Here is a 22,043-nt window from a genome sequence, read left to right as displayed (position 1 = left end):
TCGGGCACTCCCCGGCGGTTTTTAACTTTATGGAGTTGAGTATGTCGAATAAACCTTTTGTTTATCAGAATCCTTTCCCGCTTTCGAAAGATGAAACCGAATACTATCTGCTGACCCGCGAGCACGTTTCCGTAGCTGAATTTGATGGTCAGGAAGTGCTGAAAGTTGAGCCGGAAGCTCTGACCCTGCTGACGCAGCAGGCATTTCACGATGCCTCCTTTATGCTGCGCATTTCTCATCAGAAGCAGGTCGCGGCAATCCTGACTGACCCGGAAGCCAGCGACAACGACAAATACGTCGCATTGCAGTTCCTGCGCAACTCGGAGATTGCCGCCAAAGGCGTGCTGCCAACCTGTCAGGACACCGGCACCGCAATCATCATGGGTAAAAAAGGCCAGAACGTCTGGACCGGCGGCGGTGACGAGGCCGCGCTGGCGCGTGGCGTGTACAACACCTACACCGAAGACAACCTGCGCTACTCCCAGAACGCCCCGCTGGATATGTATAAAGAAGTGAACACCGGCACCAACCTGCCTGCGCAGATCGATCTCTACAGCGTCGACGGCAATGAATACAAGTTCCTGTGTATGGCGAAAGGCGGCGGCTCCGCCAACAAAACCTATCTGTATCAGGAAACCAAAGCGCTGATCACGCCTGCCAAACTGAAAAACTGGCTGGTTGAGAAGATGCGCACGCTCGGCACCGCGGCCTGTCCGCCGTACCACATCGCCTTCGTGATTGGCGGCACCTCCGCAGAATCGACGCTGAAAACCGTGAAGCTGGCATCAACCCGCTATTACGACGGCCTGCCAACCGAAGGGAACGAGCACGGCCAGGCGTTCCGAGACGTGCAGCTTGAGAAAGAGCTGATGCAGGAAGCGCAGAACCTCGGCCTCGGCGCACAGTTCGGTGGTAAATACTTCGCTCATGATATCCGCGTTATTCGCCTGCCACGCCACGGTGCGTCCTGCCCGATCGGCATGGGCGTTTCCTGCTCGGCAGACCGCAATATCAAAGCGAAAATCAACCGCGACGGCATCTGGATTGAAAAACTGGAAGCCAATCCGGGGCAGTATATTCCGCAAGAACTGCGCCAGCAGGGCGAAGGCGAAGTGGTGAAGATTGATCTGAACCAGCCGATGAGCGAGATCCGCAAGCAGCTTTCCGCCCATCCAGTTTCCACCCGTCTGTCGCTGAATGGCACCATCATCGTGGCGCGCGACATGGCCCATGCGAAGCTGAAAGAGCTGTTGGATAACGGCGAAGCGCTGCCGCAGTACGTGAAAGATCACCCAATCTACTACGCAGGCCCGGCGAAAACCCCGGAAGGCTATGCGTCAGGCTCCCTCGGCCCAACCACCGCAGGTCGCATGGATTCTTATGTGGATCTGTTGCAGTCCCACGGTGCCAGCATGGTGATGCTTGCCAAAGGCAACCGCAGCCAGCAGGTAACTGACGCCTGCAACCAGCACGGCGGCTTCTACCTCGGCAGCATCGGCGGCCCGGCGGCCGTACTCGCGCAGCAGAGCATCAAGAGCCTGGAGTGCGTGGCGTATCCAGAACTGGGTATGGAAGCCATCTGGAAAATTGAAGTCGAAAACTTCCCGGCGTTTATCCTTGTGGATGACAAAGGCAACGATTTCTTCCAGCAGATCCAGAACAAGCAGTGTTCAGGCTGTTCTCAGCGTTAATGCTTTAAACGTAAAAAGCCGGACAGCTCGCTGCTTGTCCGGCTTTTTTTATGCCTGATTTTTATTCCAGAATCGTCTCCCCGACCTTGTCCGGTTTTGAAAACAGCAGCACCAGCGGCAGCAACAGGAAGCAGAGGAACATCATCAGGCGGAAATCCTGATAGTAGGCCAGCACCGTTGCCTGGCGGGTGACCTCATCGTTAATGGCCATCAGCCCGGAGATGTGATGCAAATTATATTCACCCTGTAACGCCTTATTGAAGGGGGTGATAAACCCGGAAAAGACGCTGTGGTTGCTTTGGCTTTTCCGGGCCAGGTACGTCGTCACCACGGAAATGCCAATGCTGCTGCCGATGTTGCGGATCAGCGAATAGAGCGACGTGCCTTCGGTACGATAAGAGGGTGCGAGCGTGGAAAAGGTAAGCGTCGAGAGCGGCACAAACGTCAGCCCCATACCGATGCCCTGCACCACGCCCGAGCTGATAATTTCCCAAGGGCTCATCCACATGCTGAACTGCGTCATCTGCCACAGCGACACCGCCATCACGACCACGCCCAGCGCGATGACATAGCGCAGATCGACCTTCCCGGCGATGCGCCCGACGACCATCATACTGAACATGGTGCCGAAACCTCGCGGGGTCATCAGCAGGCCGACGTCGATGACCGGGTAGTGCATAAAGTTCTGCAGCAGCGGCGGCATCAGCGCCATCGTCGCCAGCAGAATGGTGCCCATCATAAAGCTGAACAGCAGCCCGACGACGAAGTTCTTGTCGCGGAAGATGCCGGGCTCGATAAAGGGTTTTTTGATGGTAAATATGTGGGCGATAAACAGATAGAAGGCAACCGCTGCCAGCACCGCTTCGATGATAATTTCGCCGCTGGCAAACCACTCTTTAGACTGACCGCGATCGAGAAACAGCTGCAGGCTGCCGATCGCCACGCTCAGAAAGAAGAAACCAGGCAGGTCAAATTTACGTTTCGCATCCAGCGCGGTTTCGCTGACGAACGCAGAAATACCAAGCCATGCCAGCACGCCAAACGGGATGTTGATGTAGAACACCCAGCGCCAGCTGTAATACTCGGTGAGCCAGCCGCCGAGCGCGGGGCCGAGGATCGGCCCGACCATCACGCCCATGCCCCACATCGCCATCGCCGAGCCGTGCTTCTCTTTCGGCCATGCGTCGAGCATCACCGACTGTGAAAGCGGCACCAGGCTTGCGCCAAAAATACCCTGCAGCAGGCGGAAAATGACGATTTGGTTGAGCGACTGCGCTGCGCCGCAAAGCATCGACGCAACTGTAAAGCCGATCACCGACCAGGTGAACAGCCGCTTACGACCGATGCGGGCCGCGACGAAACCGGTCAGCGGCATCGCTATGGCGGCGGCGACGATGTAGGAGGTCAGCACCCATGAGGTCTGATCCTGGGTCGCCCCCATCGCGCCCTGCATGTGCGGCAGCGCCACGTTGGCGATGGTGGTATCCAGCGCCTGCATAATGGTTGCCAGCATCACCGAGAAGGTGATCAGCAAGCGCCTGTCAACGGCGGTACGTTGCGGCTGAGGCGCGGCAATAACATCAGACATCTGTGCCTCCTCAGGATGCGCGGTTGGCATTAGCCTGGGTATCAATCCTGATGGTCGCGCTCAGCCCGGCACGCAGCTGCGGCTGGCTGGCATCGGTTTGCAGGCGAATACGCACTGGTACGCGCTGGGTCACTTTCACCCAGTTGCCGGTGGCGTTTTCGGCAGGGATCACCGAGTACTCCGCACCGGTAGCCGGGCTGATGCTGCTGACTTTGCCATGCCAGGTCACGCCAGGCGCATAATCCACATTAATTTCTGCCGGTTCATCATTGCGAATATGGGTGAGATCTTTTTCGGTAAAGTTGGCCTCAATATATAAATGGCTGTCGGAGACCAGCAGCATTGTCGTGGTGCCGCCCTGCACATATTCCCCGGTTTGAATAACTTTAGCGATCGTGCCGGAGGATGGCGCATATTCATTGACGTGGGACAGACGACTCTTCGCCGTATTCAGCTCCGCCAGCGCTTTTTTATAACGCGGATGCTGCTCCACGGGCAGAGTAATATCGCCGCCAAAACTGTCCGTCACTTCCTGGAGCTGTTTTTGCAGCATATTCACTTCCAGCGCCATCAGCAGTGACTTCTCATGCGCGCCGTCCAGTTCAGATGCCGACACGTAGCCTGGGCCGCTCAGGCGATGCAGACGCCCTTCCTCACGCTGAGCGTAAGCCAGCTGGCTTTTAGAAACAGCAATGTTGGCAAGCTTGCTCTGATATTGCGACTTGATGGTATTGAGATCGATAACGGTATTATTCAGCTCCGATTTCGCCTGCGCGACGGCCAACTGATAAGGCTCGGGATCGACGCTAAATAATAAGTCACCTTTATTGACGTGCTGATTCTCTTTCACCGCCACATGTAATACGCGGCCAGACACCTCGGCGCCAATCGCGGTTTTATCCGCTTTCACGTAGGCATTATCCGTTTCAACATAGCGGCCGCCGGTGAAATACATCCAGCCGCCTGCGGCGAGCCCCAGGGCAGGAATCGCAACTAACAAAGCAAAACGCAGTTTTTTGATGGTCATATGCAGGTCTCTTTTAGTTTTTGGTGCGATACCCACGTCGGAAAAAAGCAAAAGAAGTGCAGACGCCCTGCGTGACGAACAGGCGGCGTCGAAGAGAAAGAATCAGGTATCAGCGGAAGTATTGATGGGGTGAATATACTTAGCCTGCTTATAATCAGCTAAGCAGGCGGTGCTATTTGAGGTTTAATTATAAATTTGCGCCACTGGAGAGTCGCACCTTCAGCCTGCCCGCCAGGGTTAAATGCGTGGCCGCATCTTCAGCGTTGCAGAGATATTCCACCGCCAGGCGGCCCAGCTCGCCATAAGGCAGCTGAATACTGGTCAGCGGCGGCGTCATCTGCTCGGAGATTTTCTGATCGTCATAGCCCGCCACCCGCATCTGCTGCGGAATACTCACGCCGTGCGTCGATAAGGCCTGATAGCAGCCGATGGCCAGCCAGTCGCTGGCGCAGAAAATGGCCTCCGGACGCTCGTCCAGCGCCAGCAGCGTCACCGTCGCCTGATAGGATTCGTTGAACTGCCAGTTGGTCTGCTGCACCCATTCGGCTTTCGGCTCAATGCCCGCCTGAATCAGCGCCGCCTGGTAGCCCGCCAGGCGCTGACGGGTCGCCTCCATCCAGCTTTCGCCCGTAATGTGCGCGATGCGGGTTACGCCCTGGCTGAGCAGGTGCCGCGTCATCTGGAAGGCATTGGCGTAGTCGTCCGGCACGAACGACGGCAACAACGGCGAGTCAGGATCGCGCTGGTTGAGCAGCACCAGCGGCAGCGTGGTGCAGTCCTGAAACGCGCTCATGTCCGCCACGCAGGTCACCGGCGAGGCAAGAATGATGCCCACGCAGTTGCGTTTTTCCAGCTGGCGAATGATGTTCAGCGCCAGCTCGCTGTCGTCGCCGTAGTCGTAAACGGTCAGCAGCACCTCGTTACGCCAGGCGGCCTCGCGGGCCTGGGTGATGGCGTCCACAAAAGGGTCGAAGCTTTGCAGGGAGCTTATCAGCAGCGCTATCTCTTCCTGATTGCGCGGGGAGTGAATAGCGGGCAGACGGTCGTAGCCGAGTTCGCCCGCCACCGCGATCACCCGCTGGCGCGTCTCGTCGCTGAGTTTGATGTTGCGCGACTGGTTGAGCACCAGCGACACCGTGGCCTGTGACACCCCGGCGGCGCGCGCAATGTCATTCATCGTGACCTTATTTTTCCGTTTCATAATCCCTGCCCCACGGCTAACAGAATCAACATCATACCTGCCCGCATCGCTTTTCGGCAGCGCTCTGCGCCTCCGGTCACGTTTCTTTGTGCTGTGTGGCTGAACTTTGTGACGCTTCTCGCTTTTCTGCCCTCTCGCAATTGCTCATTTATGCCACAACTAATAATTATTAGCTAAACATTATCAGCTATTGAGGTGAGCATGAAACAGCAGTGGACGCAGCAGCAGGCAAACGCGTGGTATCAGCAGCAGGGCTGGCTGTGCGGCTTTAACTATCTGCCTTCAACGGCGGTGAACTGGACCGATATCTGGCAGAAAGACACCTTCGACGCGCCGACCATCGAACGCGAGCTGGGCTGGGCGGCGGACGCGGGCTACAACAGCCTGCGCATCAACCTGCCGTTTATCGTCTGGGAACATGACAGAGATGGCCTCGTCGAACGCATCCATCAATTCCTGCGCATTGCCGACGGCCACGGCTTCCGCACCATGCTGACGCTGATGGATGACTGCGGTTTCTCCGGCGACGAACCTTACCTCGGCCCGCAAAAAGCGCCGGTGCCGGGCAAACACAACAGCCAGGCGGCGGCGAGCCCGGGGCGCGCCAAAGTATGCGACCGCGATGAATGGCCGCAGATTGAGCGCTACGTGCGAGACATCGTGCGCGAGTTTCGCAGCGACAAACGCGTGCTGCTGTGGGATCTCTACAACGAGCCGGGCAACCGCGGCATTTTCGCCACCGGCACCGTCGAAGTGCAATACGACGAGAAGCTGGAGACGTTCGCCCACGATCTGATGCGCAAAGCCTTCGAATGGGTGCGTGAAGAAGATCCTGAGCAGCCGCTGACCGTCTGCGCCTGGCGTCTGCCGCAGGAAGAAGAAGGTGAGACGTTCTATCAGCATCCGCTGGATCAAACCGCGCTTGAGCTTTCGGACGTGGTGAGCTTCCACGCCTACACCAACACCGCGCGGATGGTCGCCATCATCCATCAACTGGAGCAGCTTGGCCGCCCGATGTTCTGCACTGAATGGCTGGCGCGTCACGTTGGCAGCACTATCGAAGAACAGCTACCGCTGATGCATGCCACCAACGTGGCGCCGTATCAGTGGGGCTTAGTGCGCGGCAAAACCCAGACTTGGCTACCGTGGCCGGTAGTGATGACCCACTCCCCGGACTACTGCCGCCTGTGGTTCCACGACGTGTTTGAAGAAAACGGCATTCCGTTCTCGCAGGCGGAAATGCGCCTGGTGCGCAAGCTGAGCAAAATCGGCCTGCACCCTGCCCGTTCATAAAAATAACTCATGACAATGCCCGGCGGTTTGCTGCCGGGCCTTAAGGTACGCACTATGGCAAATACAATGAAAATACCGTCTCGCGAGTTGTGGTCCTATTTTGGCTATGGTTTAGGTCAGTGTTTTAGCTTTGGTTTAGTGGGTTCATTCATTAACTATTTTTATACCGACGTGCTGGGCATCTCCGCCCTCGCCGCCAGTACCATCTTCCTGATTGCCCGCGCCTGGGATGCGATTCACGATCCGCTGTTTGCCAGCATCATGGACACCATCAACAGCCGCTTCGGCAAGTTCCGCCACTTTATGCTGATTGCGCCGCTGCTGATTACCGGCGTCACGCTGCTGTCGTTCTATAAAATCGAGGCCGACACCACCACAAAAATTCTTTACGCCGGAGTGACCTACATTCTGTGGGGCACGCTGTACGCCATTTCGGATATTCCGTTCTGGTCGATGTCCTCGGTTATGACCAACGACTCAGGCCAGCGCACCCGCGCGGTCACCGCCGCCATGCTCGGCGTGAACGCGGGCATTGCCTGCGCCAATATCTTCTTCCCGAAGCTGGCGGCATTCTTCTCGCAGTACAGCAACGACAAGGGCTACTTTATGGCGGCCCTGGTGATGATGCTGGTTGGCCTGCCGCTGATGCTGAACGGCTTTTTACAGATTAAGGAGCGCGTGCCGCCAAGCCCTGAAAAGGTCACCATGCGCGACACCTTCCGCAACCTGAAGCAGAACAAGCCGCTGTTTATTATCCTGCTGTCGTTCTTCTTCTGCGTGTTTCATAACGTCGCCAACGGCATTTATATCTATTTCTTTATCTACAACATGGGCGACGCCAGCCTGCAGATGGTGATTGGCCTGATGGGGATTGTGGCAGCCGTGGTGTGCCTGGTGGCACCGATGCTGACGCGCAAAATGCCCAAGCGGAAGCTGTTTATGATCCTCTGCGGGCTGGATATCGCGGTGCGCGTGGTGATGTGGTTTGCGGGCTACCACCACACGGCGGTACTGTTCCTGCTGCTTGGTCTGAGCACCATCTTCGTGATGATGACCAACATTCTCACCTCGTCGATGATTGCCGACACCATCGAATACGCCGAGTACCACACTCATAAACGCTGTGCGGCAATTACCTTTTCCGGGCAGACCTTCACCGGCAAGATGTCGGTGGCCGTCGGCGGCGGATTAATTGGCGTGTTTCTGACGATGATTGGCTACGTGCCGCAGGCGCAAAGCCAGAGCGACGCGGTGCTGAACGGGCTGTTCTTCGGCATCTGCCTGCTGCCCGCAATTGGCTCGCTGATCCGCCTGGGCTTTATGTCGCGCTTTACCTTTACCGAAGAGAAGCACGCGGAGATTTGCCGCCTACTGGCGGAGAGACGTCATGCCACGCCTGAGGATGAGGTGAAAGTGCAGCCGGACGGGCGCCCTGTTTCAGCGAATTGATCGTGTATTTTCCCTCTCCCTAACCCTCTCCCAAAGGGAGAGGGAACTGTCCGGAGCCTTGGTTTTACTCCCTCTCCCTTTGGGAGAAGGATCTGTCTGAAGCTTTGGTTTTACTCCCTCTCCCTTTAGGAGAGGCAACTGTCCGGAGCTTTGGTTTTACTCCCTCTCCCCGTGGGAGAAGGATCTGTCTGAAGCTTTGGTTTTACTCCCTCTCCCCGTGGGAGAGGGTTGGGGAGAGGGCATCAGGCAGCCCCCCCCCTCAACAATTACTCGTCGAAGAACCAGTAACCCTGATTGATAAACGCCGTCAGCTCTTCAACAAACGCCGGGTTTTGCAGGGCGTTGCCGAGGTCATCCTGGCTGAGTTCAGTCAGACGGCTTAACGCATCCGCCGCCTGCACATCTGCCGGGTTCCAGCCTTCGCTGTTAACAAAGAATTTGCCGTCGACGTTCAGCACGCGCAGCCCGCTCAGGCGCGTCAGCGTTTCACCGCCCTGCAAGGCATCCAGCACTTCTTCTGCGGAGTATGGCGGCTCTGCCGGGGCGATATCCAGCTCGTGACGTGGCGTGCTGGCAAAACGGCCAAACCACTGTTTAAAGTCTTCCGGCTGGCTGATCATTTCGACCATCATCGCGCGCAGGCGTTCAAGCTCATGCGGCTCCACGCGGCCTGCATGGTCACGAACCGTCAGATCGGGATCGCCATAGTTCACTCCGCCAAGATCGTTTTCCAGTGCATAGTCGGCAAAACCGCTGATCAGGTCGCGTCCGTTCGGCCCACGGAAGCCTACTGAATAGTTCAGCGTGTCTTCGTAAGTGAAGCCATCGTGCGGGAATCCAGGCGGGATATAGAGGATATCGCCCGGCGACATTTCGACGTCGATAATCGGTTCAAACGGATCAACGTGCAGCAGCGCCGGGTGCGGGCAGAACTGACGCATCGGAATGGCATCGCCCACGCGCCAGCGGCGGCGGCCCATGCCCTGAATGATGAAGACGTCGTAGTTGTCGATGTGCGGGCCCACGCCACCGCCCGGCACGGAGTAGGAGATCATCAGATCGTCCAGACGCCATTCCGGCAGCACGCGGAACGGACGTACCAGCTCCGCCGCAGGCATATGCCAGTGGTTCACCGCCTGACACAGCAGCGACCAGCCGCTTTCGCCGAGGTCGTCAAACTGTTCGAACGGGCCGTGGCTCGCGCTCCATTGGCCGTCCTTGTGGCTCACCAGGCGGCTGTCCACTTCCGGCTCCATCGCCAGCCCCGCCAGCTCGTCCGGCGTGATCGGGTCAACGAAGTTCGGGAAGGCATTTTTCAACACAACGGGTTGTTTTTGCCAGTATTTCTCTAAGAACTCAGGCCAGTTCAGATTCAGTTGATTTACCATTCCATCACACCAGTAAGAGGAAAAACGGCGGTGATTATGCGAGAGATGGGCGCACTCTTTCTTGCTAAGGGTCAAGGGTTGGTCAAAAAATGAATCACCTCAACCTTATTGAGGTTGATTTAAGCATTCATTAAGATCTGACCGCTAAAGTGTCGTTTAACGAATTTCACAAGGAGCGAGAAACCATGATTTTTAAAACGATGACGAAGAAAACCGCGCTGGCCCTGATGCTGATTACCCTTCCGGCCACAGCCGCACTGGCGCAATCTGGCCTGACAGGCTGTGCCGCTAAAAAAGCGGAGATTCAGCAGCAGATTGACTATGCCAAAGCGCACAACAATAGCTACCGCATTGCGGGTCTCGAGAAAGCGCTGGCGGAAACCTCAGCCAACTGCACCGATGCGTCTCTGCGCGCGGAGCGTGAAGCCGACGTGCGTAAAAAAGAGCAAAAGGTTGCCGAACGCGAGCAGGAGCTGAACGAAGCCAAAGCCAGCGGCCGCAACGACAAGATCGCCAAAAAGCAGGAAAAGCTTGAAGACGCGAAAGAAGAGCTGGCGGAAGCCAAAGCCGAGCTGAATAAATAAAGTGGGACACGCGGCAAATCGCCGCGTTTATCCGCAGGCGGCTGCCCTGCTCGCCTGCTGTTAAGGTTAATTTAATCTTCTCAATACCCTGCCCCGCCGTTCAGGCGGTTTATCGTCTGAAAGGTGCAATACGCCCTATTTCCCACCTTTTTATATAAATGATAATCACTTTCATTAGCATTTATCTTTCAGTGTGCTGTAATCCGCCTCGCTATGCTTTCTGGTGCTTTTACTCACTTTTATGAAGGATTAACCGATGAAATTTGGCGTCTCGTCCCTCTGTACTCTGGCCGTGCTCACCTCCTCAATCCTGCTTTCTTCTCAGACGCTCGCCGCTGAGAGCGATGCCGGGATCGTGGTCTATAACGCGCAACACGAAAACCTGGTGCAGTCCTGGGTCGACGGTTTCACCAAAGAAACCGGGATCAAGGTGACCCTGCGTAACGGCGGGGACAGCGAACTCGGCAACCAGCTGGTGCAGGAAGGCAGCGCCTCCCCGGCCGACGTGTTTCTGACGGAAAACTCCCCAGCGATGGTGCTCGTCGACAACGCCAAGCTGTTCGCCCCGCTGGATGCCGCCACCCTGGCGCAGGTTTCCCCGGCGTATCGCCCGGCACATGGCCGCTGGATTGGCATCGCCGCGCGCAGCACGGTGTTTGTCTACAACCCGGCTAAACTGAGCGAAGCACAGCTGCCGCACTCGCTGATGGACCTGGCGAAGCCAGAGTGGAAAGGACGCTGGGCCGCTTCCCCGTCGGGCGCAGATTTCCAGGCCATCGTCAGCGCGATGCTGGCGCTGAAGGGCGAAAAAGCGACCCTCGACTGGCTGAAAGCGATGAAAACCAACTTTGTGGCCTATAAAGGCAACAGCACGGTGATGAAGGCGGTGAACGCCGGGCAAATCGACGGCGGCGTGATCTACCACTACTACCGCTTTGTCGATCAGGCCAAAACCGGTGAGAACAGCAAAAACACCGCGCTGCACTATTTTAAACATCAGGATCCGGGTGCCTTCGTCAGCATTTCCGGTGGTGGCGTGCTGGCGTCCAGTAAGCACCAGCAGCAGGCTCAGGCCTTCATCAAGTGGGTAACAGGCAAAGAAGGCCAGGAATCTCTGCGCACCAACGATGCGTTTGAGTACGCCGTCGGCGTCAACGCTGCCTCTAACCCGAAACTGGTGCCGCTGAAAGATCTGGATGCGCCGAAGGTGGAAGCCTCCGAGCTGAACAGCAAGAAGGTGATTGACCTGATGACGCAGGCTGGCCTGCTCTGAGTGACAAGTAAAAGGATGAGTGCTGCATGTCCGTCGTCAATGTGACTGAACATTCCCGGGCACGGGTCGAAGCCGGGCGGGCAAGACCGGCAATCCTGCTGACGGCGCTGGCGTGCCTGTTTTCGGCCCTGGCGCTGATCCCTCCGGCTTTCGTGGTCTACGTGAGCGTCGATACCGGCTGGGAAACGGTGAAAGCACTCGTCTTCCGCCCGCGCGTGGCCGAACTGCTCGGCAACACGCTGTGGCTGATTGCCCTGACGGTCCCCCTCTGCGTGGCGGTGGGGGTCCTGCTGGCCTGGCTGACGGAGCGCACAACGCTTGCGGGCCGACGCGTCTGGTCGGTGCTGGCCGTCGCGCCGTTAGCGATCCCGGCGTTTGTGCAAAGCTATGCCTGGGTGAGCGCTATTCCGTCGCTGCACGGGCTGCCCGCCGGGGTGTTTCTGTCCGTTTTGGCCTACTACCCGTTTATCTATCTGCCCGTTTCCGCCGTGCTGCGCCGCCTCGATCCGACGCTTGAGGACGTGGCTGCCTCACTCGGCAGTTCGCCGTTGAAGGTGTTCTGGCGCGTGGTATTGCCGCAGCTCAAACTGCCCGTCTGGGGCGGTGCGCTGCTGGTAGCGCTGCATCTGCTGGCCGAATATGGGCTGTATGCGATGATCCGCTTCGACACCTTTACCACCGCTATCTACGACCAGTTTCAGTCGACGTTCAGCGGCCCGGCGGCCAACATGCTCGCCGGAGTGCTGGCGCTCTGCTGCCTGGTGATTTTGACGCTGGAAGGCGTCACCCGCGGTAAAGTCCGCTATGCGCGAGTCGGCTCCGGCGCGGCACGCGAGCAACAGCGCGGGCGACTGTCCCCCGGCTGGCAGTTTGCCGGGCAACTGTTCGCCCTCAGCGTGATCCTGCTGGCCTTTGTCGTGCCGCTGACGGTGCTTGGACGCTGGCTATGGCTCGGCGGCGTGGAGAACTGGCAGCACACCGTGCTCTGGCTCTCGCTCCAGCAGACGCTGCTGCTTTCCGCCGTTGGGGCGGCAATCGTCGTCCTGGCGGGGGTGCCCGTGGCCTGGCTGTCGGTCCGCTACCCTCGTCGGCTGTTCCGGCTGCTTGAAGGCTGCAACTATTTCACCAGCTCGCTGCCCGGCATTGTGGTGGCGCTGGCGCTGGTCACGGTGACCATTCATCACTTCCGGCCAATCTACCAGACCGAAGTGACGCTGTTCCTCGCCTATCTACTGATGTTCGCCCCGAGGGCGCTGATCAACCTGCGGGCGGGCATTGCCCAGGCACCGGTCGAGCTGGAAAATGCCGCCCGCAGCTTAGGCAGAACCCCTGCGGCAGCGCTGTGGAGTATTACGCTGCGGCTGGCCGCGCCGGGAGCCGCAGCGGGTGCGGCGCTGGTCTTTCTGGGAATTAGCAATGAGCTCACCGCCACGCTGCTGCTGTCGCCCCTCGGCACGCGCACCCTGGCGACGGGCTTCTGGGCGCTGACCAGCGAAATCGACTACGTGGCCGCCGCGCCTTACGCCCTGCTGATGATCCTGCTTTCGCTGCCGCTGACCGGCATTCTCTACGTCCAATCGCAAAAACTGGCGGGCCTGTAACATGCTGACGTTATCCGGTATTTCTAAAAAATTTTCGCAGACGCCGGTGCTGGAGGCGATCGACCTGGCGGTGACGCCCGGCAGCCGGACGGCCATTGTTGGCCCGTCGGGCTCAGGCAAAACCACGCTGCTGCGTATCCTGGCGGGGTTTGAAGCCCCGGATACAGGTAAAATCACCTTACAAGGCAGAACGCTGTTCGATAAGCAAACCGTTGTACCCGCCCACGAGCGTGGGATCGGCTTCGTGCCGCAGGAAGGCGCGCTGTTTCCGCACATGAAGGTGGGCGACAACATCGCCTACGGCCTGAAGGGCCCGAAGGACGAAAACCGCAGGCGCGTGGCGGAGCTGATGGAGCTTGTGTCCCTTGACGCACGCCTTGCAGCCCACTGGCCGCATGAAATTTCCGGTGGCCAGCAACAGCGCGTGGCGCTGGCCCGGGCGCTGGCGCAGAAGCCCGCGCTGATGCTGCTGGATGAGCCATTTTCCGCCCTGGATACCGGCCTGCGGGCCGCCACCCGGAAAGCGACGGCAGAGCTGCTGGCCCAGGCGGGCGTCGCCTCGATTCTGGTTACCCACGATCAGCAGGAGGCGCTGTCGTTTGCCAGCCAGATCGCGGTGATCCGCCAGGGGCGTTTCACCCAGGTGGGATCGCCCGCAGAGGTGTATTCCCGTCCGGTCGATGAGCAAACCGCGCTTTTCCTGGGCGATGCGCTGATTTTTACCGCTCAGGTCAGCCACGGGGTTGCGCGCTGCGCCCTGGGAGAGATCCCGGTGGCAAACCCATCAATAAGCGGAGAAAGACGCATTATGCTGCGCCCTGAACAGCTTATTATCACCGCCACCACGGCTTCGCAGGCGCAGGCCACGGTGACCGGGGTCGATTTCAGCGGCCATCTTTCAACCCTGACGCTCATGGCAACCGGCTGGGCATCGCCGCTGGAGATTAAAACGGTCAGCCAGCCGTGGCTACAGCCGGGTGCGACCGTCGGCGTGGCGGTGCAAGGGCAAGCCTGCGTGCTATCGCACTAACCCTGCTTTTCGGCGACAGACGCGGCTGCTACTCTTTGGCGACAAAACTCTTATGGATACGCAGGAACATGATGAAAACGATCACCCTTTCCGATTTACAACAGCAGAGCGAAGCGGCGGCTCAGGCCCCTCGCCTGCGCGCGCATCGCAATTTCCACCCGGAGCTGAGCGACCCGGTTCAGCGCCTCGCCATTGCCATGGAGCCCGGCACCTATATTCGCCCGCATCGCCACCCGCACACCTTTGAGCTGCTGCTTCCGCTGAGCGGCCGTTTTGTGGTGCTTAACTTTGACGATAACGGCACGGTGACGCGTCGCGTGATACTGGGCGAGGAGTGCAAAGCGCTGGAAATGGACGCGGGCACCTGGCATGCCGTGCTGTCTCTCGATCCGGGCGCGGTGATTTTTGAAGTCAAACACGGCGGCTACCAGCCCGTTCAGGAGCAGGACTCCGCCCCGTGGGCACCTGCTGAAGGGGAACCGGGCACCGCTGAGCTGATGCAATGGTACGCCACGGCTCAGGTGGGTGACGGTGGTTTTCGTCTGTAAAACTGCCGCTGCGAGAGGGCATTCACTCTCGCACTTCCCCCCTTACCTCACGGAGAGTGTCGCCTCTCACATCTCTGAGCTCATAACATTGCGGGCGCTTTATCCAGATGGCAGGCTCTGACATCGCTCGGAATTTTCAGCAGGTATTATGAAACGCCGACTCCCGTTTCAGGTGAAGCTTTTTCTGTCGCTGGTGCTGTTCTCCTGCCTGCTGCTCACGCTGCTGGGCGCGATCCTCTTTCATTTTATCGACCGCCAGTTGCATCACGACCTGGGCCAGCGCGCCCGGGTGCAGGCCAGCGAAATTGCGCTGATGCCTGGGCTGGCGGATAAGGTCGCACGCCGCGATCTGACCGGGATCGCCCAACTGATTCAGCCGCTGCGCGCCCAAAGTGACGCCAGCTATATCGTGATTGGCGACGTTCACGAACAGCACCTCTATCACTCAGAATCGCCGGAGCGCCTGAACCTGCCGATGATTGGCGGCGACAACGCGGAGGTCTTACAGGGCAAAACCATTATCTCCGTGCGCCAGGGCGGGATTGGCGTGTCGCTTCGCAGCAAGGCCCCGATTTTCAACGCGCAGCATCAGGTGATCGGCATTGTTTCGGTGGGCTATCTCACCTCGTACATCGCCAATATCAACGCCCGCCTGCTGTGGCAGGCCGCGCTTTACGGCCTCGCGCTGCTGCTTTTGTTGTTTCTCTTTTCCTGGCTGTTCAGCCGCAACCTGAAAAAGCAGATGTTCCGCCTGGAGCCCAGGGACATCGCCCTGCTGGTGCTGCAACAAAAGGCGCTGCTGGAGGCAATGTATGAAGGCGTGTTTGCGATTAACGAAGAGCGGCAACTGATCCTGATCAACCGCGCCGCGAGAGAGCTACTGGCGATTCGCCAGGATGAAAAGATGCTGCTTGGCAAACCGCTGGAGGCCATTCTGCACGTGCCGCCGGGCTTCTTTGACCAGACGGAGAGCCGCAACCGCCACGACCAGATTGCCGTGCTGAACCAGCGGCAGGTGATCGTCAATCGCGTGCCTATTGAGCTTGAGGGGCAGGAAAGCGGCTGGGTGTTCAGCTTCCGCGATAAGAATGACATCAACACCCTCAGCAGCCAGCTCAGCCAGGTAACGCGCTATGCCGACAACCTGCGCATGATGCGCCACGAACAGCTGAACTGGACCGCCACGCTGGTCGGCCTGTTGCAGATGCAGCACTACGACGAAGCAATCCGCTATATTCAGGCGCAGTCTGAAGGGGCGCAGCAGGTGCTGGATTTTGTCTCGGCCCGCTTTACTTCCCCGGCGCTCTGCGGCCTGCTGCTTGGGAAATACGTCAGCGCGCGTGAGAAAGGCATTGAGCTGAACTTCGACCCGGCCTGCCAGATGACGCGCCTGCCGCCGGGCATCAACGAGACAGCGCTGATGTCCGTGATTGGCAACCTGGTGGATAACGCCGTGGACGCCACGCTGAACGCTCCGCCGCCCCGCGCGCCCGTTGAGCTCTATATTTCAGATCGTAATCAGGAGCTGCTGATTGAGGTTGCCGATCGAGGCTGCGGCGTGGACGACGACATGAAAGCACACCTGTTCGAACAGGGCGTGACCAGCAAACCCACCGGGGACGATTTGGCGGGCGCGGAGCACGGCATCGGCCTCTACCTGGTGGCAGGCTACGTTGAGCAGGCTGGCGGCAGCATCGAAATCAGCGACAACGCGCCACGGGGCACCCTTTTCTCGGTGTTTATTCCTTACCACGCTTCGCATACGACAGGGTTAAATCATGACGCATTCCAGACCGCTTGACGTCGTCATTGTTGAAGATGAGCCACACCTTGCCGGGCTGCATCGCGAATACATTGAGCAGAATTTTCACCTGCGGGTGGTGGGTATTGCCGCCTCGCTGGAGCAGGCTCGCGCACTTATCAGCGAACACAGGCCACGGCTGGTGCTGCTCGACAACTACCTGCCGGACGGCCAGGGCGTGGAGCTTATCGACAGCCCGCTGCTGAAAAGCTACGAATGTTCGGTGATCTTTATCACCGCCGCCAGCGATATGGAAACGTGCAGCCGCGCCATGCGCAGCGGGGCGTTTGATTATCTGATCAAGCCGGTTTTCTTCCAGCGGCTACAGGCGTCCCTGGAGCGCTTTATGCTGCTGGTGAACGCGATGCGGCAAATGAAGGTGGTCGATCAAAAGGCGCTGGACCGGATGTTTAACCTGCCCGCCGGGGATTCCGCCTCTGCACCGTCGACCAAAGGGATCGAGCCCAACACGCTGGAGAAAATTAAGCGCTTCTTTAGCGACTACCCTGAAACCCACTGGTCCGTGGATGACGTGGTGGACGTTGTTGGCGTCAGCAAAACCACCACCCGCCGCTACCTGGAATACTGCGTGGAGAGTGGGTTTATCAGCATCGAGATGCTGTACGGCAATATCGGGCACCCTCGCAGGCTGTACCGGAAATGCACGGATTCAGGCTCCTGAGTGCCCCCTCTCCCTAACCCTCTCCCAAAAGGAGAGGGAACATACGGAACGTTAATGTCATGCGCTTCTCCTCTCCCTGACCCTTTCCAGAGAGAATATGCAATTTACGAACACCGTTCAGCCATTTCTGCAATCATTACATTCCCCTGCATTTTTCTCTGAGCGCCCTCGCATTAATTATCTTTGTCAGCAATTACATCGTCTGCATGTATAACCAGACAATATAATAACCTCATGCACAACAAATAAGACTTACATCAATAAATGAAAAGAAAGGCATTTATGACATGCAGTAAAAAGAAGGTGAGACTTCTCCACACCGCTAACCACAAAAAATTTAACAGGTATTATTTATGGCTGAGCAAAAACCTACTCCGACATCAATTAACTAAAATATGTAAAGTGCACAAGTTAACACAACCTTTAAAACCCCTGCCATGCGACCTTTTGTTATTAATGAACACACGCTGCTTTCATAATTTCATCTATTGATCACTCTTTTTATTTATGTGAGGTTATCGATTCAACAAACACAAAAGGAAAAAGAAGAATGGCGATTCCGGCTTACTTATGGATGAAGGATGATGGCGGGGCTGATATTAAGGGAGCGGTTGATGTGCAAGACCGGGAAGGAAGTATTGAAGTTCTTGGCTTTAGCCATGGCCTGCATTTACCCACAGATAATGGAACGGGTAAAATAACCGGGACACGTTTACATGCACCGTTAACTTTTCAGAAAGAATTTGATTCATCCAGCCCCTACATCTACAAAGCGGTAGCAAAAGGACAAACGCTAAAAAGCGTTGAAATCAAATGGTACAAGATTAATTACTCTGGGCAAGAACAAGAGTACTTTAATATGTTACTTGAAAATGTAAAAGTAATCTCTATTTGTCCCATGATGCATGATTGCAAAAACCCGGCAACTGAAAAGCATAACCACCTGGAAGCCGTATCTTTGCGTTATGAAAAAATCACGTGGAAACACTGTGACGGTAACATTATCTTCGCGGATAGCTGGAATGAAAGATGATTAGATGCACCTTCCACTTGAACGGTGGCGCACTAAGTAATCTCAGTTGCCCGGGGATAGGCTTTTTCCCTGCCTATTCTGGCACAGGCACATCACGTAATAATGCTAATGTCATTGCTGTGCCAAATATCGGCCCATTACCGCCAGGCCTCTATTATATTGTTACGCGTGGCACTGGCGGCCTTTTAACCACTGTGATAGATTGGGCTGCATCTGGCATTAGCGGTTCCGATAGGTCAATATGGTTTGCTCTATATAGACATGATTCGCGGATAGATGACATGACATTTATTGGTGATGCTACGAGAGGGAATTTTCGATTACATCCCGCAGGATACAAGGGGAGTAGTGAAGGGTGTATTACTCTGCCTCGATTATCTGATTTCATTTTGCTCCGTAATGCGTTACTTAGCACACCGACAATACAAGCAACAGCCTCTTTAACTGCTTTCGGAACTATACAGGTGTACTGATGAGGCCGATAAAATACGTTCTACTATGGCTTGGTGAAGCATTTCTATTTTCTGTAACACTCGTGGCGCTTTTTAAATCCTTCCCAGAAGATAAAGTGTATTGGTTCTTTAGAGCACGTTTTGGCTTTATTGAAGAGTACATATGGAATAACTATTACTTTCTGTCTATATGTCTTACATCGCTACTAATAGTTTCAATAGTGGTCTATTTAGCGGCGATGATTAAGAGACGATGAACATAACCCCCCCTCATCGATTGCCCTCTGTGTGGGGATTTTTTATGTACCAATAAAGATCCCAAAGACTCTTATCATCACGTTTTCAGGGCCGGAGGTTTTGGAATGTGGGTAAACCTCTCATGGCAGAGACCTGGAAAAGACAGCGCCCAACCAAAGCGGGAGCTGTTCCGGAGCGATTAATTCGACTGCCCACCCGAAGCTTCGATGCGCTGACCGTTGCCCCATCGGTTTGCCTCCCCCAACAGGCTGGCAATCATCGGACCGATGTCATCCGCAAGGCAGGCGCGCTGTTACGACGCGGACAAGTTACCTGAAAATGAATGCAAATCGGGAAACTCCTTTGCCAGAACTCTGCGGCCCTTACTTACCCAAAGAAGTATCTTATTCAACCCTGTTGTTTGCTCCCGATACTATATACCTCGTTATCACACTGTAATAACAGCTTATTTTTCCGTGCTGCAGGTGAGATTTAGCTCCAATTATGGATCAGCGATTAATGAGGGAACTTATGAAATTAACAAGCTCTGCTTTTATTCTTGCCACCCTACTGGCGGGCCCTGGCATCAGCGTTTCAGCCAATGCCGCCACGGCCTCTCAATCGGCAAACTGCGAACATGCTCATCAGGAGTGTATGGGTAAGGAACTTGGCTCACTGGAACGAGCCGTCAATGGTCAGAAAGTGAAGGTCGTTGAAGGGCAAACGATTCGTGCACGCTTCTTCAATAGCGAAACCGAACTGCCAGCCCTGGAAACCCGCGTAACAATCCTTGCCGGTGAAGAAGGCCAATGGTCCTACGTACTCGCTCAGGCTATCAACCAGCAGCACCCGGATCTGCGTGCCGGTTTCAAGCACAGCAACGGCGAGATTACGCCCGATGAGCAGCAGCCGAATAGCGTTTACGCCAAAGAGAGCAACGCTCTCAGTCACGTAGAAGTGTCCTTCAATTAATTCAGGGAAGATTATTTTGAAATTACTTAAGATGAATACCATTACGTCGGCCTTAGCCGTGACATTAGTCGGCCTGTACTCCACGGGCGCCATGGCGCATGGCTATGTTTTTGAGCCAAAATCCCGTTCAGTGATCCATTTCCCGCCGATGAATGCGAATGGCGAGCACACTAACGTTTGGCCTGCTGACGCTGTAGAAGCACCGAAGCTCCCTGCCGGCGGCGATATGTCCCCAACCCCGATCGCCAATGAGCAACTTTTCCAGTTCCCGGCGGACGGTAAGCTGGCAAGCGGTGGCTCAACTGCCGATTCTCGATTCAGCAAGCTGGATGACGAAAAACAGAACACCTATTACAACCCGATGTCTGCGGGCCCACATCAGTTTAAATGGCATTTACCGGCTAAACACCGCACCACCTACTTTACCTATTACATCACGAAGCAGGACTGGCAGTCAGTGCCGGGGGCAGATTCACGCCTGACCAAAGCGATGTTTGAAGATAAGCCATTCTGCCATAAGGTTTATACCTATGTGTCAGGTAATTCTTCAGCCGATGCCTCGATCCCAACCGCTTTTGAAACTCACACCTGTGACGTACCGGCACGCGAAGGTAAGCAGAAAATTTATGCCGTCTGGCGCGTACGTGATACCGATAATGCATTTTATCAGATGATCGACGTCGATTTTGGCGGGGAAGTCATCACCAAACCAGAGGCTAGCGTCACGCCATCCAGCCATAACCTGTCGACCAGCAATCTGTCGCTGGACGGTAGCGCCTCTACGGGGAAAGAGCTGAAGTACAGCTGGGCCGTCACCAGCAATGCCGACAAAGTGATTCTGGGAAATAGTCAGACCAGCAAAGCGACCATTCGCCTGAAAGCCAAGCCAGAGGTTGATTTCACCGTCTCCGTCAAACTGACGGTAACGGACAAAAACAACCAGCAGAGCACCCAAACCGTTAATCTGAAAGCGCAGGCAGATGTTGTCGACACCGCGCCGGTTGTGGTAATCGGCAATGATTTCACCGTAACCACGAATAAAGATTCCCGCGGCTATGCCCTTGATGGCTCGAAAACAACCAATGCGAAAAGCTTCCGCTGGACCATTGAATCAATGGACGTCAAAGAAGGTGCTGGATTTGCCTTGCAAACGGCCGACGGTAAGCCGTGGGTTCAGGTGGTTAATCAGTCAACCGCTCGTGCGCTGGTGAAGCCTGCCACAGTGGGTAGCGTCACCTACCGCTTTACCGCCTGGAACGAGGCTGATTTCAAAGGTAAATCCAGTTCGAAACTGATTAAGGTTACTGCAAAGGCGCAGCAGCAGGTGTCTGATGTCGAGATCACCACTGGCGGCAATCAGGATACGATTGTGGGCGGCGACACCCTGTCCGTGAGTGTGATTAGCAAAAACGGCCAGCTGAGCCCGAGTGACACGATCAAATGGTCTGTCAATTCGAATAAGCTCCAGCTCAGCTCCAACTCAGGGATTTCCGTGAACCTGAAAGCCGTTCACCCTTATACCGATAACGTTGACGTTACCCTGACGGCAGAAGTCACCAACAAAGAGACGGGTAAAGTGTCTACTGCAACCAAAGTGATCAAGGTTCGCCCTAAACAGTAAGACTGTCCTTTTCATTACCATTGCATCCGCAATCCCTCAGGATTGCGGATTATTGGGTTGGACTACTCCCGGCTTTCGGGCCGGGAGTTTTTTGAAACATAGAGGCAAATATATTCATCACATGGCATTTAAAAGTAAAAGCATACATATTGGCTTTATTTGCAATTAATTCAGCTTAGGCCGCTTGCAATAACTTCAAAATCAAACACGAATTAACCAGTTGATTTTTATATCTTTAAATCACTTTGACATCAATTGAGCCCTGCCTCAGCGTTTCGATAAATGCTAAGCATTGCCTGGAGGTATTTAATAAATAACTCTTTCTAATTTTTCGTGAGTTAATTCGTAGCATTCCTTTTTTAAAATCATCAAGTGCAAAGCGTTTCTCCCTAATGTTTTGGATTTCCCTGGAGGTCAATATTGTTATACCAAATATGTTCCGCTTGAAACCATCCTCAACAATCATCTTTTTTAGGATTATCCAGTTGTAGCGCAAATTGCAAAATAAACCTCGCACCAAAGCTAGTCAAAAAAACACCTCCTCTATCCCGCTGGCCCAAAATCCCCTCTCC

At 55.8% G+C, this 22,043-nt stretch carries 18 protein-coding genes and 1 pseudogene; 14 read left to right on the top strand and 5 right to left on the bottom strand.

Annotated features, from left to right (window positions below; genetic code table 11):
* Positions 1–41 precede the first annotated feature (41 nt).
* Positions 42–1,691 carry a class I fumarate hydratase FumA gene (gene fumA / locus CRO87_RS03965; protein ID WP_097161618.1) on the top strand — a complete coding sequence of 550 codons (1,650 nt, stop codon included), beginning with the start codon at positions 42–44 and terminating at the stop codon, positions 1,689–1,691.
* A 61-nt stretch (positions 1,692–1,752) separates the two neighbouring features.
* Here the strand turns inward: fumA and CRO87_RS03960 are convergent, their stop codons facing one another.
* The 3 genes from CRO87_RS03960 to CRO87_RS03950 all read right to left on the bottom strand — a co-directional run bounded on the left by CRO87_RS03960 (position 1,753) and on the right by CRO87_RS03950 (position 5,507).
* Positions 1,753–3,279, bottom strand: coding sequence for a DHA2 family efflux MFS transporter permease subunit (locus tag CRO87_RS03960; RefSeq protein WP_097161617.1), 1,527 nt, complete (start codon positions 3,277–3,279; stop codon positions 1,753–1,755).
* Between the two features lie 10 nt (positions 3,280–3,289).
* Positions 3,290–4,306, bottom strand: coding sequence for an HlyD family secretion protein (locus CRO87_RS03955; RefSeq protein WP_097161616.1), 1,017 nt, complete (start codon positions 4,304–4,306; stop codon positions 3,290–3,292).
* A 187-nt stretch (positions 4,307–4,493) separates the two neighbouring features.
* Positions 4,494–5,507, bottom strand: coding sequence for a LacI family DNA-binding transcriptional regulator (locus CRO87_RS03950; RefSeq protein ID WP_097161615.1), 1,014 nt, complete (start codon positions 5,505–5,507; stop codon positions 4,494–4,496).
* A gap of 201 nt (positions 5,508–5,708) precedes the next feature.
* On the opposite strand from CRO87_RS03950, the gene CRO87_RS03945 reads away from it, so the two are divergent.
* Positions 5,709–6,800 (top strand): cellulase family glycosylhydrolase, encoded by a 1,092-nt coding sequence (locus tag CRO87_RS03945; protein WP_097161614.1) that lies wholly within the window; start codon positions 5,709–5,711, stop codon positions 6,798–6,800.
* A gap of 54 nt (positions 6,801–6,854) precedes the next feature.
* Complete coding sequence (locus CRO87_RS03940; protein ID WP_097161613.1) at positions 6,855–8,249, top strand: MFS transporter; 1,395 nt, start codon at positions 6,855–6,857, stop codon at positions 8,247–8,249.
* A 266-nt stretch (positions 8,250–8,515) separates the two neighbouring features.
* On the opposite strand, the gene CRO87_RS03935 is transcribed toward CRO87_RS03940, so the two are convergent.
* Positions 8,516–9,637: a cupin domain-containing protein gene (locus CRO87_RS03935; RefSeq protein WP_097161612.1), complete on the bottom strand. Its 1,122-nt coding sequence runs from the start codon at positions 9,635–9,637 to the stop codon at positions 8,516–8,518.
* Positions 9,638–9,822: 185 nt separating this feature from the next.
* Between CRO87_RS03935 and CRO87_RS03930 the strand changes: the two genes are divergently transcribed.
* From CRO87_RS03930 to CRO87_RS03890, 9 genes are all read left to right on the top strand, one after another.
* Positions 9,823–10,221 (top strand): DUF1090 domain-containing protein, encoded by a 399-nt coding sequence (locus CRO87_RS03930; protein WP_255252476.1) that lies wholly within the window; start codon positions 9,823–9,825, stop codon positions 10,219–10,221.
* Between the two features lie 256 nt (positions 10,222–10,477).
* Complete coding sequence (locus CRO87_RS03925; RefSeq protein ID WP_097161611.1) at positions 10,478–11,494, top strand: iron ABC transporter substrate-binding protein; 1,017 nt, start codon at positions 10,478–10,480, stop codon at positions 11,492–11,494.
* A gap of 26 nt (positions 11,495–11,520) precedes the next feature.
* Entirely contained in the window at positions 11,521–13,095 is a 1,575-nt protein-coding gene (locus CRO87_RS03920; protein WP_176504253.1) for an iron ABC transporter permease, read from the top strand.
* 1 nt (position 13,096) lies between these two features.
* Complete coding sequence (locus CRO87_RS03915; RefSeq protein ID WP_097161610.1) at positions 13,097–14,125, top strand: ABC transporter ATP-binding protein; 1,029 nt, start codon at positions 13,097–13,099, stop codon at positions 14,123–14,125.
* Between the two features lie 71 nt (positions 14,126–14,196).
* Positions 14,197–14,673: a WbuC family cupin fold metalloprotein gene (locus CRO87_RS03910; protein ID WP_097161609.1), complete on the top strand. Its 477-nt coding sequence runs from the start codon at positions 14,197–14,199 to the stop codon at positions 14,671–14,673.
* Between the two features lie 148 nt (positions 14,674–14,821).
* On the top strand, positions 14,822–16,474 hold the full coding sequence (locus tag CRO87_RS03905; protein ID WP_097161608.1) for a sensor histidine kinase: 1,653 nt from the start codon (positions 14,822–14,824) through the stop codon (positions 16,472–16,474).
* Positions 16,452–17,156 (top strand): response regulator, encoded by a 705-nt coding sequence (locus CRO87_RS03900; RefSeq protein ID WP_097161607.1) that lies wholly within the window; start codon positions 16,452–16,454, stop codon positions 17,154–17,156. Before CRO87_RS03905 ends, CRO87_RS03900 begins: the two co-directional genes overlap by 23 nt.
* A 550-nt stretch (positions 17,157–17,706) precedes the next feature.
* Positions 17,707–18,189 (top strand): Hcp family type VI secretion system effector, encoded by a 483-nt coding sequence (locus CRO87_RS03895; RefSeq protein WP_097161606.1) that lies wholly within the window; start codon positions 17,707–17,709, stop codon positions 18,187–18,189.
* Complete coding sequence (locus tag CRO87_RS03890) at positions 18,186–18,662, top strand: DUF2778 domain-containing protein (protein WP_097161605.1); 477 nt, start codon at positions 18,186–18,188, stop codon at positions 18,660–18,662. The genes CRO87_RS03895 and CRO87_RS03890 overlap by 4 nt, the downstream gene beginning before the upstream one ends.
* 415 nt (positions 18,663–19,077) lie before the next feature.
* Here CRO87_RS03890 and CRO87_RS22845 read toward each other — a convergent pair.
* Positions 19,078–19,179, bottom strand: a pseudogene (locus tag CRO87_RS22845) (3-oxoacyl-ACP reductase); the annotation flags it as partial.
* Between the two features lie 230 nt (positions 19,180–19,409).
* Between CRO87_RS22845 and CRO87_RS03875 the strand changes: the two are divergent.
* Both CRO87_RS03875 and CRO87_RS03870 read left to right on the top strand, forming a co-directional pair.
* Positions 19,410–19,850: a hypothetical protein gene (locus tag CRO87_RS03875; RefSeq protein WP_097161603.1), complete on the top strand. Its 441-nt coding sequence runs from the start codon at positions 19,410–19,412 to the stop codon at positions 19,848–19,850.
* A gap of 16 nt (positions 19,851–19,866) precedes the next feature.
* A complete protein-coding gene (locus CRO87_RS03870) occupies positions 19,867–21,471 on the top strand; it encodes a lytic polysaccharide monooxygenase auxiliary activity family 9 protein (RefSeq protein ID WP_141398664.1) in 1,605 nt (534 codons plus the stop codon).
* Positions 21,472–22,043 lie beyond the last annotated feature (572 nt).

This window comes from Enterobacter sp. CC120223-11 (assembly GCF_900215375.1).
GTDB lineage: Bacteria > Pseudomonadota > Gammaproteobacteria > Enterobacterales > Enterobacteriaceae > Scandinavium.
The sequence above is the reverse complement of the archived record's forward strand: the minus strand, read 5'-3'. Positions and strand labels throughout refer to the sequence as shown.

Excerpts from the sequence above, each read along its gene's own strand:
- fumA (WP_097161618.1), top strand. The coding sequence starts at position 42 with ATGTCGAATAAACCTTTTGTTTATCAGAATCCTTTCCCGCTTTCGAAA.
- CRO87_RS03960 (WP_097161617.1), bottom strand. The coding sequence starts at position 3,279 with ATGTCTGATGTTATTGCCGCGCCTCAGCCGCAACGTACCGCCGTTGAC.
- CRO87_RS03955 (WP_097161616.1), bottom strand. The coding sequence starts at position 4,306 with ATGACCATCAAAAAACTGCGTTTTGCTTTGTTAGTTGCGATTCCTGCC.
- CRO87_RS03950 (WP_097161615.1), bottom strand. The coding sequence starts at position 5,507 with ATGAAACGGAAAAATAAGGTCACGATGAATGACATTGCGCGCGCCGCC.
- CRO87_RS03945 (WP_097161614.1), top strand. The coding sequence starts at position 5,709 with ATGAAACAGCAGTGGACGCAGCAGCAGGCAAACGCGTGGTATCAGCAG.
- CRO87_RS03940 (WP_097161613.1), top strand. The coding sequence starts at position 6,855 with ATGGCAAATACAATGAAAATACCGTCTCGCGAGTTGTGGTCCTATTTT.
- CRO87_RS03935 (WP_097161612.1), bottom strand. The coding sequence starts at position 9,637 with ATGGTAAATCAACTGAATCTGAACTGGCCTGAGTTCTTAGAGAAATAC.
- CRO87_RS03930 (WP_255252476.1), top strand. The coding sequence starts at position 9,823 with ATGATTTTTAAAACGATGACGAAGAAAACCGCGCTGGCCCTGATGCTG.
- CRO87_RS03925 (WP_097161611.1), top strand. The coding sequence starts at position 10,478 with ATGAAATTTGGCGTCTCGTCCCTCTGTACTCTGGCCGTGCTCACCTCC.
- CRO87_RS03920 (WP_176504253.1), top strand. The coding sequence starts at position 11,521 with ATGTCCGTCGTCAATGTGACTGAACATTCCCGGGCACGGGTCGAAGCC.
- CRO87_RS03915 (WP_097161610.1), top strand. The coding sequence starts at position 13,097 with ATGCTGACGTTATCCGGTATTTCTAAAAAATTTTCGCAGACGCCGGTG.
- CRO87_RS03910 (WP_097161609.1), top strand. The coding sequence starts at position 14,197 with ATGAAAACGATCACCCTTTCCGATTTACAACAGCAGAGCGAAGCGGCG.
- CRO87_RS03905 (WP_097161608.1), top strand. The coding sequence starts at position 14,822 with ATGAAACGCCGACTCCCGTTTCAGGTGAAGCTTTTTCTGTCGCTGGTG.
- CRO87_RS03900 (WP_097161607.1), top strand. The coding sequence starts at position 16,452 with ATGACGCATTCCAGACCGCTTGACGTCGTCATTGTTGAAGATGAGCCA.
- CRO87_RS03895 (WP_097161606.1), top strand. The coding sequence starts at position 17,707 with ATGGCGATTCCGGCTTACTTATGGATGAAGGATGATGGCGGGGCTGAT.
- CRO87_RS03890 (WP_097161605.1), top strand. The coding sequence starts at position 18,186 with ATGATTAGATGCACCTTCCACTTGAACGGTGGCGCACTAAGTAATCTC.
- CRO87_RS03875 (WP_097161603.1), top strand. The coding sequence starts at position 19,410 with ATGAAATTAACAAGCTCTGCTTTTATTCTTGCCACCCTACTGGCGGGC.